This is a genomic window from Pseudomonas jinjuensis, assembly GCF_900103845.1.
GTDB lineage: Bacteria > Pseudomonadota > Gammaproteobacteria > Pseudomonadales > Pseudomonadaceae > Pseudomonas > Pseudomonas jinjuensis.
In genome coordinates, this window is record NZ_FNIJ01000004.1 from 329958 (window position 1) to 344338 (window position 14381).

General features: G+C 67.1%; 9 protein-coding genes. 2 read left to right on the plus strand and 7 right to left on the minus strand.

All coding sequences use genetic code 11. From position 1 onward, the window contains the following. Positions 1-341: 341 nt before the first annotated feature. A complete protein-coding gene (locus BLR75_RS07875; RefSeq protein WP_084314391.1) occupies positions 342-3056 on the plus strand; it encodes a winged helix-turn-helix domain-containing protein in 2715 nt (904 codons plus the stop codon). A 47-nt stretch (positions 3057-3103) separates the two neighbouring features. On the opposite strand, the gene BLR75_RS07880 is transcribed toward BLR75_RS07875, so the two are convergent. From BLR75_RS07880 to BLR75_RS07890, 3 genes are all read right to left on the minus strand, one after another. Further along, entirely contained in the window at positions 3104-4681 is a 1578-nt protein-coding gene (locus tag BLR75_RS07880; RefSeq protein ID WP_090416029.1) for an arylsulfatase, read from the minus strand. 95 nt (positions 4682-4776) lie between these two features. After that, complete coding sequence (locus BLR75_RS07885) at positions 4777-5865, minus strand: Zn-dependent alcohol dehydrogenase (RefSeq protein ID WP_084314393.1); 1089 nt, start codon at positions 5863-5865, stop codon at positions 4777-4779. 66 nt (positions 5866-5931) lie between these two features. Next, a complete protein-coding gene (locus tag BLR75_RS07890) occupies positions 5932-7344 on the minus strand; it encodes a coniferyl aldehyde dehydrogenase (RefSeq protein WP_084314394.1) in 1413 nt (470 codons plus the stop codon). Between the two features lie 296 nt (positions 7345-7640). Between BLR75_RS07890 and BLR75_RS07895 the strand changes: the two genes are divergently transcribed. After that, positions 7641-10319 carry a winged helix-turn-helix domain-containing protein gene (locus tag BLR75_RS07895; protein WP_245726114.1) on the plus strand — a complete coding sequence of 893 codons (2679 nt, stop codon included), beginning with the start codon at positions 7641-7643 and terminating at the stop codon, positions 10317-10319. Between the two features lie 43 nt (positions 10320-10362). Here BLR75_RS07895 and BLR75_RS07900 read toward each other — a convergent pair whose 3' ends face one another. The 4 genes from BLR75_RS07900 to BLR75_RS07915 all read right to left on the minus strand — a co-directional run bounded on the left by BLR75_RS07900 (position 10363) and on the right by BLR75_RS07915 (position 14359). After that, positions 10363-11262 carry a SphA family protein gene (locus tag BLR75_RS07900; protein ID WP_084314395.1) on the minus strand — a complete coding sequence of 300 codons (900 nt, stop codon included), beginning with the start codon at positions 11260-11262 and terminating at the stop codon, positions 10363-10365. An 80-nt stretch (positions 11263-11342) separates the two neighbouring features. After that, positions 11343-12404, minus strand: coding sequence for an NADH:ubiquinone reductase (Na(+)-transporting) subunit F (locus BLR75_RS07905; protein ID WP_084314396.1), 1062 nt, complete (start codon positions 12402-12404; stop codon positions 11343-11345). A gap of 11 nt (positions 12405-12415) precedes the next feature. Next, entirely contained in the window at positions 12416-12775 is a 360-nt protein-coding gene (locus BLR75_RS07910; RefSeq protein ID WP_084314397.1) for a phenol hydroxylase subunit P4, read from the minus strand. A gap of 69 nt (positions 12776-12844) precedes the next feature. Further along, positions 12845-14359, minus strand: coding sequence for an aromatic/alkene/methane monooxygenase hydroxylase/oxygenase subunit alpha (locus tag BLR75_RS07915; protein WP_084314398.1), 1515 nt, complete (start codon positions 14357-14359; stop codon positions 12845-12847). Positions 14360-14381 lie beyond the last annotated feature (22 nt).

Sequence of the window (14381 nt, forward strand, 5' to 3'; positions counted from 1 at the left end):
CGGGGGGCCGACACCTGTAATAGCGGGTCGTATCGTCGGTCGGACACTACGGATGCGCCTGCGCCCGGAATGCCTCCAGTCACGTCATCGAGCAGGAAAATCGGCGATGATCATCACGGATTCCCCGCCGCATCGCGGCCCTGGGCGCAACCCGGAACGCCGCACATGGCGCGCTCCCGGCGCTCCGTTCCTCCGCCGCCAGTGGCGGTCTGCGCCAGCGCGCGACACCATGGGGTCTTTCCGGTGAACGGCAGACCGCTGCCGCCACTGCCAGAATCGATCCAAACAAGAAGGCGACATCCGGCCCTGCCCGGGGCGTCGCCAGTCGAGGAGTAACCTTCATGCCTGCCCCCCAGTCACACTCGACAGTTGGCGCTCCCCTCTCGCAAAGGCTGCAGACGGGCGCCGGCCGGACCCCGGCGATCAAGTACGCCGCGCCCGCCACCGGCGCCGGCCATCTGGCCCGGGTCCGGCTCATCGAACAGATCGACAGGGCCACCACGGCCAGGCTGATCCTCATCCGCGCCGCCGCCGGCTTCGGCAAGACCACGCTGCTCCAGCAGTATCGCGAGCACCGCCTGGAACAGGGCAAGCCCACCATCTGGATCAACCTGGACGCCGGCGACAACGATCTCCAGCGCTTCGTCGCGGCGCTGGGCGACGGCCTGCGCCAACTGCTCGGGACGGACCAGCCCACCCGGGACAGCCACGACCTGCTGGACCTGGTCATGACCTGCGAGACGCCGTTCGGACTGCTGTTCGACGAGTTCGAGGTGATCCACGACCAGGATGTGCTCGACCTCGTCCAGCAGCTGCTCGACGCGCTGCCCAGCGGCTGCGTGATGGCGCTGACCTCGCGCTCGGTGCCGGGCATCGGCCTGGGGCGCATCCGCGCCCGCGGCCAGTTGCTGGAAATCAGGCCCGCCGACCTGCGCTTCACCTACGAGGAAACCCAGGCGTTTCTCCATGACAAGCGCCTGCTGCCCCTGCGCGACAACGAGATCCACACGCTGTACCGCTGCACCGAAGGCTGGATCACCGGCCTGTACCTGGCCAGCCTGTCGCTGTCCGGACGCGACGACCATGCCGCCTTCATCGCCTCGTTCTCCGGGTCCAACCTGGAACTGGCCGAGTACCTCACCGAGGACATCCTCGCCCGCCAGAGCGTCGAATGCCGCGACTTCCTCCTGCAGTCGAGCATCCCCGGCCAGTTCTGCGCCTCGCTGTGCGACGCCCTCACCGGCCGCAGCGACAGCGAAGCGATGATCGGGCAACTGGAGCGGGCGAACCTGTTCATCTCGCCGGTCGGCAGCCAGCAGCAGTGGTTCCGCTACCACCCGCTATTCGCCAGCTTCCTGCGCGATGCGCTGAAGCGCCAGCACCCGGGCCGGTCCGAGCAGCTGCACGAAGTGGCGGCCCTGTGGTTCCTGCAAGCGCAGCAGCCGATCCCGGCGATCGACCATCTGTTCCAGGCCGGCCGGCTCGACGAGGCCGCCGCGCGCATCGACGAGCACCTCGACACGCTGGTCGACAGCGCCCGCTCGCGGCTGTTGCTGCGCTGGCTCGACAGCATTCCCGGCCAGACCCTGGACGGCTATCCGAGCCTGGGCCTGACCTACGCCTGGCTGCTGGCCATGTCCAGCCGCCAGCAGGACGCCATGCGCGTGGCCGAACGCCTGGAGCGGCAGTCCGCCGGGCATGCCTACGTTCCCCTGGCGATCAGGTGCATGTACCTGGGCATGACCGACCAGGTCGACGAATGCTGCCGTCTCGGCCTGGAAGTGCTCGAACGCATGCCGGACAAGGACTGCCATCTCTACGTGGCGCTCGCCCACACGGTCGCCTCCGCGCTGATGTCGAGCGGGCGCCACGAGGAGGCGCAACTGCTGATCCCCAGCGCGATGCAGCGCGAGAAACGCCTCGGCGGCGGTTTCATGGGCTACGGCTTCGGCGCCATCCAGGCCGTCCTCGACCTGATCCAGGGACGGCTGAATAGCGCCTTCACCCGCCTGACCGGCATGCGCGATACGCCACGTCCCGACCGCCTCGGCGGGCACCATGGCGCGCCACTGATCGTCGACGTGCTGCTTGGCCTGGTCCACTACGAGCGCGGCGAGCTGGAGGAGGCGGAAAAGCGGCTGGCGCGCAGCCTGCCCTTCGCCAAGCATGTCAGCTCGCCGGATGTGGTGATCGCCAGCCACGTGCTTTCGGCCCGGCTCGCCTGCCTGCGCGGCGACCGGCAGGGCTGGCTGCGCCATCTGGTGGATCTGCAGCAGCTCGGCGAACAGTCCGGCTCCCAGCGCGTTCGTTGCGCCTCCTGGGTCGAGCGGCTGCGGGTCGCGACACTGGACCGGCAACTGGACAACGCCGCGCAGGCCCTGCGCAACGCGGAGCTGGACGCCGACTGGGATCGCCCCAACTTCACCAAGTTCGGCACCGACGGCGACACCCCCGGCATCGCCCGCCAGCGCCTGCGCATCGCCCAGGGCGAGTTCCGCGCGGCGGCCAAGGCACTGCGCCAGGCCCTCGAGCATGCCCTGCACTGGCAGCACCAGCGGCGGGCGCTCAAGCTGCGCCTGTTGCTGGCCCTGGCGCTGGATGGCCAGGGGCAGGAGCAGGAGCAGGAGGCGTTCGAAGAACTCACCCAGGCCCTGCAGCTGGCCAGCCATGAGGGATTCGTGATGAGCATCGTCGAGGAAGGCGAACCCATGGCCGCCCTGCTGCAGCGCTGGACGGCCCAGCAGCGGGCGCGCTGCAGGGAACTGCGGATCGAGGCCGGCTTCGTCGACGAGCTGTTGCGACGTCTCGGCGTGAACAGCGGCGCTCCCGCCGCATCACCCTCGGCCGCGACCACCACCCAGCACCAGTTGACCGAGCGCGAATTCCAGGTGCTGCGCCTGCTCGCCGATGGCTACCGCAACAAGGCCATCGCCGAGAAGATCTTCCTGTCCGAGTTCACCGTGAAATCGCACCTGCAGAAGATCTACGCCAAGCTGGAGGTCAACGGACGCACCGAGGCCCTGGCGTCCGCCAGGGCCCGGGGCTGGATCGAGTGAGAGGCAAGGTGGCCCGCCCGGTTGCGCGGGCCACCGGCTGATCCGCGTCAGTCCGCCCTGCCCGCCTGCTTCGCGGACATCTGCTGGACCTGCATCATCGCCTTGCGCACCGCCAGGCTCTGGTAGTTGATGTTGCCCACGCCGAAGCTCACGCCTTCCTGGAACGGGTACTGCGGGATGGTCGAGAGGAACTGCTTGACCTTGGCCTGGATCGGCACGAACAGCCAGACCTGGTCGGCGGCCCAGCGGCGCGCCATCGGCGATTCCTTGCGGGCGGTCTGGAACGGGTCGGCCAGCAGGTTGGTCAGCTCCGGTACGTTGGTGACCTTGCGCGCGCTGGTGCTGAAGTCGCCATCCATCTGGGCGAAGGACACCTTCCATTCCTTCCAGCGGATCGCATCCAGGTCGCCGCCCATGCTGAAGTAGTAGTACTCCTCGCGCGGGCTGTCCTTCACCTCGCCCTTGAAGAACGGCAGGAAATTGTAGCCGTCCAGGTGCACCTTGTACTGCTTGCCATTGAGCTTGGCGCCTTTCGCCATGTCGGCAACGAGCGTGTTGTCACCGGCGGCGGCGGCCAGGGTCGGCATCCAGTCGTTGTGCGCGATCATGTTGTTGTAGTGGCTGCCCGGCTTGAGCACGCCCGGCCACTTCACCAGCAGCGGGATGCGGTGGCCGCCCTCGTTGGAGGTGCCCTTCTCGCCGGCGAACGGTGCGGTGCCGCCATCCGGCCAGGTGAACTTCTCGGCGCCGTTGTCGGTGGTGTAGATGACGATGGTGTTGTCGGCGATCTTCAGATCGTCCAGCTTCTTCAGCAGCTTGCCGACGTGATCGTCGTGCTCGACCATGCCGTCCGGGTACAGGCCGATACCGGTGCGGCCTTCGGACTCCTTCTTCAGATGGGTCCAGACGTGCATGCGGGTGCTGTTGAACCAGACGAAGAAGGGCTTGTCGGCCTTGTGCGCCTTGTCGATGAAGTTCTCGGTGGCCTGCACCAGCTCATCATCGATGGTTTCCATGCGCTTGCGGGTCAGCGGGCCGGTGTCCTCGATGCGGCCGTCGGCGTAGGAGTGGATCACCCCGCGCGGGCCGTACTTCTTCCGGAATTCCGGGTCCTTCGGGTAGTAGTAGGTCTCGGGCTCCTCTTCCGCATTCATGTGGTAGAGGTTGCCGAAGAACTCGTCGAAACCGTGCTTGGTCGGCAGGTGCTTGTCGCGGTCGCCGAGGTGGTTCTTGCCGAACTGGCCGGTGGTGTAGCCCTGCTGCTTCATCACGTCGCCGATGGTCGGCGCCCAGTCCGGGATGCCGTGCTCGGAGCCCGGCAGGCCGACGGTCAGCAGGCCGGTGCGGAACGGGTGTTCGCCGAGGGCGAAGGCCGCGCGGCCGGCGGTGCAGGACTGCTCGCCATAGGCGTGGGTGAACAGCGCACCCTCACGGGCGATGCGGTCGATGTTCGGCGTTTCGTAGCCCATCATGCCCTGGTTGTAGGCACTCAGGTTGAAGTAGCCGACGTCGTCGCCAAAGATCACCAGGATGTTCGGCTTGTCGGCAGCGAGGGCGCCAGAAGCGGCGCCCAGCATCGAAGTCACCAGCGCAAGGCCGGACAACCATTTCCCCACGGGGGTCATGTCGTGCACTCCAGTATTTGTATGTTGTTGAAGGAGGTAGGACGCGGAAGCGTTCGCCGGCGTGGCGCCGACGAACGCGATGGTTCAGGTGCGGATCACTGATCGAAGACGATCACCGAACGCGCCAGTTCGCCACGGCGCAGTTCGTCGAAGCCTTCGTTGATCTGTTCCAGGCGGATGTGCTGGGAAATCATCTCGTCGAGCTTCAGGCGTCCCTGCATGTAGAAGTTCACCAGATTCGGCAGGTCCACCGGGAAGCGGTTGGAGCCCATGAACGAACCCTGGATCCTGCGCTCGTGGAGCAGCAGCAGCGGATCGATGTCCAGCTTCAGGCCGGGCTTGATCATGCCGATCACGGTGGCGGTGCCGCCGCGCGCCAGCATGGCGAAGGCCTGCTCGGCGGTCTGCTTGAGACCGATGCACTCGAAGGAGTGCTGCACGCCGCCACGGGTCAGCTCGATGACCTGCTGCACGGCATCGCCATTCTTCGCATTGACCACATCGGTGGCGCCGAACTGCTTCGCCAGTTCCAGCTTGGAATCGAGCATGTCGATGGCGATGACGCGCGACGCGCCGGCCAGCGCCGCGCCGTTGATCGCGGCCAGGCCGATGCCGCCGCAGCCGAGGACTGCCACCGTGTCACCCGGGCGCACCTTGGCGGTGTTGAACACCGCGCCGGTGCCGGTGGTGACGGCGCAGCCCAGCAACGCCGCGCGATCCAGCGGCATGTCCTTGCGGATCGCCACCAGCGCGTTCTCGTGCACCAGCATCTGCTCGGCATAGGCCGACAGGTTGACGAACTGCTGCATCGGCTTCTGCACGTAGGTCAGGCGCGGCTCCTCTTCCGGACCGCGCTTGGTTTCCGGGGAAACGCACAGCGACAGGTGACCGGTGACGCAATGCTCGCAGTGGCCGCAGAAGGCGGACAGGCAGGTCACCACGTGGTCGCCCGGCTTCACGGTGCGCACCAGGGAACCGACCGCCTCGACCACGCCGGCGGCCTCGTGGCCCAGCACCACCGGGCCGGCCGGCCACGGATAGAGGCCATCGACGAAGTGCAGGTCGGAGTGGCACATGCCCACCGCGACGGTGCGCACCAGGACCTCGTGCGGCCCCGGCTTGCTGATGGCGACATCTTCGATGCTCAGCGGAGTACCAGGCTGGTGGAATACGGCTGCTTTCATGTTGTTATCTCGCAGTTGCAACAGGATTGGAGGTGCGGCGGGCAGAATCGCCGCACGGGTGAGGCATCAGCGCTGGATCAGCGAGCCGACGATCTGCCGCACCTGCTCGGTGAACGGCGGGCGCATCAGGTCCGGGCCGTCGGCGGCGCGCAGGATGGGCTTGGCGTGGCTGAAGGTCTTGAAACCGTCGAAACCGTGGTAGCAACCCATGCCGCTGGCACCGACGCCGCCGAACGGCAGGGTATCGACGCCGCCATGCTTCAGCGCATCGTTGATGCACACGCCGCCGGAACAGGTGCGGCGCAGCACCAGCGCCTCCTCCGCGGCGTCGCTGCCGAACCAGTACAGGCCGAGCGGACGCGGGTGCGCGTTGATGTAGCCGATCACCTCGGCGAAGTTCTTGTACGGCTTGAACGGCAGCAGCGGGCCGAACAGCTCGTCCTGCATCACCTTCAGCTCGTCGCCGGGGTTGCGCAGCAGGGTCGGGGCGATCTTGTGGTGCGGCTGGTCGCTGAAGTCCTCGCTGGCCGGATTCAGCTCGATCAGCTCGACGCCGGCCTCGCGGGCCTCGTTCAGATAGCCGTGCAGACGCTCGAAGTGACGGGCGTTGATCACCGAGGTGTAGTCCGGGTTGTCCTTCAGGGTCGGGTACATCTGCGCGACCACCGCCTTGGCGGCGGCGACGAACTCATCCTGCAGCTCCTCCGGAATGAAGACGTAGTCCGGGGCGAGGCAGATCTGGCCGGCATTGCTCAGCTTGGCGGTCATGATCCTGGTCACCGCCGTCTTCAGGTCGGCGCTGCGGGAGATGATGGTCGGCGACTTGCCGCCCAGTTCCAGGGTGACCGGCACCAGGTTCTCCGCGGCGGCGCGCAGCACGTGCCTGCCGATGCTGGTGGCGCCGGTGAACAGCAGGTGGTCGAACGGCAGGCTGCAGAAGGCCTGGCCGATGTCCGGGCCACCGCTGACCACCGCCACTTCGTCTTCGGCATAGGTCTCGGCGAACAGGCGCGCGAAGAGCTCGGAGGTTCTCGGGTTGAACTCGGAAACCTTGATCATCACCCGGTTGCCCGCCGCCAGGGCGTCGGCCAGGCCGCCGAAGATCATCACCGCCGGGAAGTTCCAGGCGGTGACGATGCCCACCACGCCCTTGGACTGGTACTGCACCCAGGCTTCGCCACGATTGCTGGCGCGGGCATCGGGCTGCATCCACCCGGCGAGATTGGCCTTGGCGTACTTCAGCGAGGCGATCGGGCTGAGCACGTCGTACAGGCGGGAGAGATCCCTGCTGCGGTGACCGAAATCGGCGGTCAGCGCCTCGACGATGGCGTCCTGATGGTCGACCAGCATGCCGATGGCGCGATCGATCAGTTCGATGCGCTGTTCGGCGGTCCAGGCCTCGCCGGCGAGATAGGCGGCGCGCTGCTTGTCCAGGATCGCGCGGATGAGTGAGGTGTCGTTCTTTTCGTTCACTGTCATGTCTGTTTCCCAGTTCAAGGAGAGCCGCCCTTGCGGCGCCACACCAGTGGTCTTGTCGATTGGCCGGACACGGGGGCTTCCAGCCATTTCGCCCGATACTAGGAAGGGGTCACCGAGGTGGCGACCGCCAAAGGTAGGAAGGAGGGAGGATCGCCACCCTGGTTCGAAAGGCGCAACAGGGGGAGGAACGCCCCGTACAGGGCGGCGATGCACGGCGCGACGCAACATGGCTCTGTTTTCGGCGGCGCGGAGCCGGCAATAATGGAAGCGGATTACCCTTTCGCTGGAGAGTTCGTGTGACCCGAAGCCGTGACATCACCCCGCTGCTCCCTTACGCATCCGAACTGGGCGGAGTACCGGTCGATCCGGTGGCATCCAGCATTCCGGCCGCCAAGTTCACGGTGCCGGCGACAGGCGAAAACCATATCCGCCGCGAAGGGTTGCTCGAACAGATCGGCCGGGCGGCGCCACGGCTGCTGCTGATCCGCGCCGCGGCCGGATTCGGCAAGACCACCCTGCTCCAGCAATTCCACGCGCATTGCGTCGCCGAGGGCCGCCAGTCGCTGTGGTGCAACCTGGACGCCACGGACAACGACCTCAACCGCTTCATCAGGGTCCTGGAGAAAGGCCTGCAGCCCTTCTTCGACCAGCCCCTCGACAGCGGTTCGGCGCCGCCGCTGCTGGAGCGGATCGCAGGCTGGGACCGGCCGTTCGCCATCCTGCTGGACGAGTTCGAGATCATCCAGAATCCAGCGGTGCTCGAATTCATCCAGCACCTGCTGGACGCCCTCCCCGCCCACGGCACCCTCGCCATCGCCACGCGAACGATGCCCGGGCTCGATCTCGGCAGGCTGCGCGCCCGGGGCCGGCTGTTCGAGATCACCCCCGACGCCCTGCGCTTCAGCCGGGAGGAAACCCGCAGCTACATCCTCGACCAATGCCGGCTCGAACTCAGCGACAGCGACATCGACACCCTGGCCCGCAGCACCGAAGGCTGGGTCACCGGGCTCTATCTCGCCACGCTGTCGCTGCGCTGGCACGACGACCGCTCGGCCTTCGTCAACTCGTTCTCCGGCTCCAACCTGGACCTGGCCGAATTTCTCGCCGAAGACCTGCTGAACCGGCAAACCGAAGACACCCGCAGCTTCCTGCTGCAGACCAGCGTCCTCGACCAGTTGAGCGCGCCGCTCTGCGATGCCCTCACCGGGCGCGGCGGCAGCCAGGCCATGCTGGACCAGCTGGAGCAGGCCAACCTGTTCCTGATCCCGCTGGACTCCGAACACCGCTGGTTCCGCTATCACAACCTGTTCGCCGGCTTCCTGCGTGGCGTCCTGGAACGGGAACAGCCCGGCCTCGCGCGCGAGCTGCGGGTGAAGGCGGCGCGCTGGTACCTGGCGGAGGACCGCCCGGAGGCCGCTATCGAACAACTCCTCGCCGCCGGCGAAACCGACGAGGCGGCCCGGCAACTGGCGCTGCACGCCAAGCGCTGGATGCTCGGCGGCAACGCCCGGCTGCTGCTGAACTGGCTGGAGCAGCTGCCGGAGCGGACCCTGGAGGAAACTTCCGCGCTTGGCCTGGCCTACGCCTGGACGCTGATGCACGCGCGCCGCTACGACGACGTGCAGCGACTGATCAGCCGGCCGGCCCTGGCCGCGCAGGCGGCAACCCTGCGCGTCCAGCTGCTGGCGTTCACCGACCAGATGGAGGCGGCCTGCCAGGCCGGCATGGTGCAACTGGAGCGGTTGTCCCGCACCGAGGACGAGGCGGAGTACGTGCTGGTTTCGTACTACCTGTCGTTCTGTCTGGTCTGCACCGGCCGCCACGACGAGGCGCGCCGGATGCTCGCCAGGCTGCCGAGGCAGTCCAGCTACCTGCGCAGTGGCGCGGATGGCGTCGAATCCATCCTCGACCTGATCCAGGGCCAGCTGGACAGCGCACTGACCCGCCTGCGCGCCGCCGAGCAGCGCAACCGCGCCGAGGGCGTGGGTAGCACGCCGGCGGGATCGCCGTCGCTGCAGACCTGCCTCGGGCTCGCCCTGTACGAGGCGGACGAACTGACCGAGGCCGAGGAGCGCCTGGCGCACATCCTGCCCCACGCGAAGGAGATGAGCTCGCCCGACGCGCTGATCACCTGCCACGTACTGCTCGCGCGCATGGCCCACCTGCGCGGCGACCGCGACGCCTGGATGCGCCACCTGGGCCAGCTGGAACAGCTCGGCCACCAGGCCGGCTCCCTGCGCATCCTCTGTTCGGCCTGGCTGGAACGCGCCCGCGTGGCGACTCTCGAGAACCGCTTCGAAACGGCATCCCATGCCCTGCGCTCGGCCGAGCAGGTCGCCGACTGGGAAAACCCCGACGTGCTGTTCTACAGCAACGACGTGGATACCCCGTTCATGGCGCGGCAACGCCTGCGCATCGCCCAGGGCGACTTCCAGGGCGTGGCGCAACTGCGCAGCGCCATCGACGACGCCCGCCAGCGTCAGCGCCTGCGCCGGACCCTGAAGCTGCGCCTGCTGCTGGCCATGGCCCTGGACGGGGCCGGCCAGCACGCCGAGGCGCTGGAGGAACTCACCCAGGCGCTGCGCTTCGCCAGCCATGTCGGCTTCCTGCGCACCTTCCTCGACGAAGGCGCCAGGCTCGCCGCCCTTCTCGAACGCTGGTCGGTGACCCTGCACGGCAAGGAGGACGCCCTCGGCATCGAACCCGGCTTCCTCGCCACGCTGAAGCAGCACATGGCTCCTCGCCCCGTGTCCTGCGAGGACGTGGAAGCCGATTCGCCGGCAGTCATCACCCCCCGCGAGCTGCAGGTCCTGCGGCTGCTCGAACTCGGTTACCGCAACCGGGAAATCGCCGAGAAGATGTTCCTGTCCGAACTCACGGTGAAATCCCATCTGCGCAAGATCAACAACAAACTGGGCGCCCGCGGCCGCACGGAAGCCGTCGCCATCGCCAGGAGTAAGGGGTTGCTGGACTAGGCGGCGTCGATCCTGCTGCCGCCAGCGAACCCCGCCCCTTCGCTCAGAAAGGCACCGTCAGCTTGATCCAGTAGGCATCCCCCTGCGCGCGGTTGCGCACGCCCATCTCCTGCGACCACTTGGCGGTGAGGAACCAGCCGCCCTCCCCGCTGTACTTGATCGACGGGCCGATGGCGAAGCTGCGCCCCTTGTTGTCCTCGACGGTCTCGCCGTCCTGGCGGTCATCGGTGGTCTGCCGGTAGTAGTAGCCGCCCACCCCTGCCACCCAGCCATTGCCGAAGCCCCAGCCGGCGGCGTAGTCGACGTGGAATTCCTGGCCGGAGCGGTAGTCGGTGTCCGGGTTCCGGCGATTGAAGTCGTACATCAGCTTGGCGTCGAGGTTGAGGCCGTCGGGGTCGACGTAGGTCATCGCGTACACCGGCTCGAACACCCAGTAGTTGCGCCCGGTGTTGGCCAGGTCGTCGCTGTCGTAGCGGCCGGTGGGCGCGATCATGTCGAAGGCCAGGATGCTGTGGAACTTGTCGCTGTGGTGGAAGCCCAGCGCCGGGCCGAAGATTACGTCGCCCAGGCCCTGCTTGCTCTGCGACTGGCCGTTGAGCTTCACCTTCAGGTCGACCAGCGGAACGATGGCGTGCAGGGCGAAGCTGCCGCCGAACAATGTGTAGTCGCTCACCCAGATCAGCCGCGGGACTATGGCGTTGGCGCGCACGCGGAAGTCCACCGGCAGCTTGTCGCCATCGTTGCCGCGCAGGTTGTCGGCCTCGTAGTGGTTGACGAACAGCTGGCCGTAGAAGCCCGGCGGCGGCATGGCGCCGGACATGTAGTTCTCCGCGCCGAGCGGATAGGAGGTGCCGCCGCCTTCGGTGGCGCGGGACAGGTTGGCGAAGCCGAACAGCAGGACGCAGGCGGTGAAACGGAGCAGGTTCGCAAGGGTGTGGTTCATGGGGTCAACCTTTGTTCTTGTTATCGGTCGGGCGCACTCCGGCGCCCCGCGCGCTGGCGAGGTGCCGGGAATGCGTGATTTCAGATGCGCTTGAACAGGGCCGATCGCTGGCCCTCGCCGACGCCGTCGGCGGCGGTGAGGAAGCGCTCCATGAAGATGTCGCGCTCGAACAGGCGGCCCTGCATCAGGCTGGTGATGGCGGCGTCGATCATCGGTGGCGGGCCGCACAGGTACGCCTTGTGCCCGGAGAAGCGGCCGTCGAAGTGTTTCTTCGCCGCGTCGTGCACGTAGCCGCGGAAGCCGCTCCAGCCACCGTCCTCGGCGGCCTGGCTGAGGGCCGGCACGTAGTCGAAGTTCTCGTGCGTCGCCGCCAGTTCCTCGAACAGCTCGCGGTTGTACAGCTCGGCGCGGGTGCGCGCGCCCTGGAACAGCGTGATGCGGCGCGTGTCGCCCTGGGCCAGCAGGTCGAGGATCATCGACTGCGGGCTGGACAGCCCGGAGCCGCCGGCGATGAAGATCAGGTCGCCGGCCTGCGAGCCGCGCACGAAGAACTGCCCGTAGGGGCCGGACAGCTCGACCTCGTCCCCCACCTGCAACTGGTCATGGATGAAACCGGTGGCCGCACCGCCCTCCACCAGACGCACGTGCAGTTCCACCTCGTCGGCGCGGCTCGGCGGGTTGGCCAGGGAGAAGGCGCGGGTGCCCTCGATGCCGGGCAACTGCAGGTTGATGTACTGGCCGGCCTGGAAAGCCATGGGCCGGTCGAGCTTCAGGTGCACGCCCTTGATGGTCGGCGACAGGTCGACCAGGCGGGTGACCACGGCGCGGTAGTCCTGCACCGGATGGCCGGCGAAGTCCGGGTCGACGTCGATGTCGGCCTCGATGACCATGTCGCTCTGCGGGATGGCGCAGCAGGCCAGCACCTTGCCCTCGTCGCGCTCCATGTCCATCAGCGCGAAGGAGGATGCCGCGCCGACGTCCACCTCGCCCTCCAGCACCTGGCACTTGCAGGTGGCGCAGGTGCCGTGGCCGCAGGCGAACGGCAGCCAGACGCCCTGGCGCAGCGCGGCCTGGAGAATGGTCTGGCCCTCTTCCACCTCGATCTGCTCGCCGATGGGTTCGATGGTGACTTGGTAGCTCATGGCGGCGCTCCTCAGTTACGGCTGCCGCCCAGGCCTTCGAGGCCGGGGGTGTGCAGATGCAGCAGGCTCTTGTGGCCGATGCCGTTGTCCACCAGGCTGCGCGCCGGGTCGGGATTGAACGGCTGGTCGTCGAGGCGCCACTGGGCGGTGGCGAAGTCCACCTGGCGGGCATCCGGATGCAGGGCAATGGCCGGCCTGGCGACCTGTTCGATGAAGTCGGCGAAGCGCAGCGCCGGGTCCAGCGGGAAGGTGAAGGGCGCGCAGAACAGCAGGTGGTTTTCCCAGCACAGGTAGACCAGCTGGGCGCCGTGGAAGTTGGCCTGGCGATCCAGGGGTTCGGCGGTGTAGGTACCGATGGCGGTCACGGACATGGCGGTGTTCCTTGTTCTTGTCGGGGGGACGATGGGCGCATTGCACGCGGGGAATGCGCCCGCTCTGGCTCAGCCGGCCTTGCGCTCGGCGCGATGCAGTTCCTGCCAGCGCTGGTGCTCGGGGGAGCCCTGGTATTCGAAGTTGTCTTCGCCGGGGGCGATGTTGTAGTAGTCGCGCACCACCGACTCGACGTCGCCGCCGCCGCAGTTGCCCTGCAGGATCTGGTGCACCGGCAGCCAGGCCTGCACGTACTTCTCCGCCTCGAAGGTGAAGATGTCGCAGCAGCCGTCGGAGCAGAAGTGATAGCGCTCGCCGGCGTGCACCACGCTGCGGTGGCTCAGGCGCGTGGCGTCGTCCGGCTCGGTGAACGACAGCGGGATCTGGCACACCTGGCAGAGCATCGGCAGGCTCGGGTTGTAGAAGCGCTCGCCGCGCGCCTGCAGCTCGCGCCAGTACTCGTAGCGCGGGCGGTAATGCTTGTCGAAGGTGTCCGGGTACTTCGCCGAGAGCCAGTCCAGTTCCTCGTCGGTGGGCATCCAGGTATGGAAGTTGGTTGCCTGGCTGTACTGGTAGAAGATCGACCAGGCCTGGTGGCTGATGTGCTCTTTACCAATGGCGGTCTGCTCGACGTACTTCGGCGGGCGGATGCCGTAGCGCTCCAGGTCCTTGAACAGCGCGCCGCCGGCCTGCTCGAAGTAGACCTCCCAGGCCTCGGCCCAGGACATCACTTTGTTCGGCAGCATGTAGTCCATCATCATCCCGACCAGGGTCAGCAGGCGGTATCCGCGCCAGAACCACTTGTCGATCCAGCGCTGGACGATGGGCACGTTGTCCTCGTGCTGCTCCAGCAGGAACTTGATCACCTCCAGGCCGAGGGTCATGTGCCGCGCCTCGTCGGACTGCGCCGAGAAGCCGAAGGTGACGGTGGCCATGTCGCCGTTGTAGGCCGCGCCGGACATGAAGGGCACGAACAGCAGGTTGGTCAGCACGTATTCGAAGGAGAACGAGATGGCCGTGAGGAACTCGAACGGGCCGGCGGTGCGGGCGTCCTCGAAGAACGACTTGGGCACCGAGAGGAACCACACGCGGTCGTGCATGTGGGCGAAGTCGTGCAGGCCGTTGAAGTGCTTGTTGTAGTGGCTCATCGCGTGGACCTGGGTCTGCACGTGACGCAGTTCGTCGATGGCCTGCATCTGGCAGGCGACCCGCGCGCCGGCGCCGCCGAAGTGCCGGCCGACCCGCGCGAAGCCCTGGTAGGCCTGGTACTCCAGCGGCGTCACGCCACAGAGGAACAGCTTCAGCGCGTTGACGTAGCGGGCGTCGGAAATGTTCTGGTGGCCGTTGTTCTGGGCGAAGGCATCGAAGATGGCGTAGAGCTTCTTCTCCTTCTCGGCCTGGTATTTCCAGTAGGCATCCATGGTCAGGCGGAAGGGGTCCTCCCACTTGTCCCAGTCGGTGATCTTGATGCCTTCGAAGCGCTCGTAGGGGTAGATGTCTTCCTTGCTCTGGTAGCTCGGCTCCCAGCCGAGGTCGCGGGTCAGGCAGCGGTACTTGTCTTTCTGGTTCAGGCGTTTGGCGGCCATGGTCGATCTCCGGATTCTTGTC

Excerpts from the sequence above, each read along its gene's own strand:
- BLR75_RS07875 (WP_084314391.1), top strand. The coding sequence starts at position 342 with ATGCCTGCCCCCCAGTCACACTCGACAGTTGGCGCTCCCCTCTCGCAA.
- BLR75_RS07880 (WP_090416029.1), bottom strand. The coding sequence starts at position 4,681 with ATGACCCCCGTGGGGAAATGGTTGTCCGGCCTTGCGCTGGTGACTTCG.
- BLR75_RS07885 (WP_084314393.1), bottom strand. The coding sequence starts at position 5,865 with ATGAAAGCAGCCGTATTCCACCAGCCTGGTACTCCGCTGAGCATCGAA.
- BLR75_RS07890 (WP_084314394.1), bottom strand. The coding sequence starts at position 7,344 with ATGACAGTGAACGAAAAGAACGACACCTCACTCATCCGCGCGATCCTG.
- BLR75_RS07900 (WP_084314395.1), bottom strand. The coding sequence starts at position 11,262 with ATGAACCACACCCTTGCGAACCTGCTCCGTTTCACCGCCTGCGTCCTG.
- BLR75_RS07905 (WP_084314396.1), bottom strand. The coding sequence starts at position 12,404 with ATGAGCTACCAAGTCACCATCGAACCCATCGGCGAGCAGATCGAGGTG.
- BLR75_RS07910 (WP_084314397.1), bottom strand. The coding sequence starts at position 12,775 with ATGTCCGTGACCGCCATCGGTACCTACACCGCCGAACCCCTGGATCGC.
- BLR75_RS07915 (WP_084314398.1), bottom strand. The coding sequence starts at position 14,359 with ATGGCCGCCAAACGCCTGAACCAGAAAGACAAGTACCGCTGCCTGACC.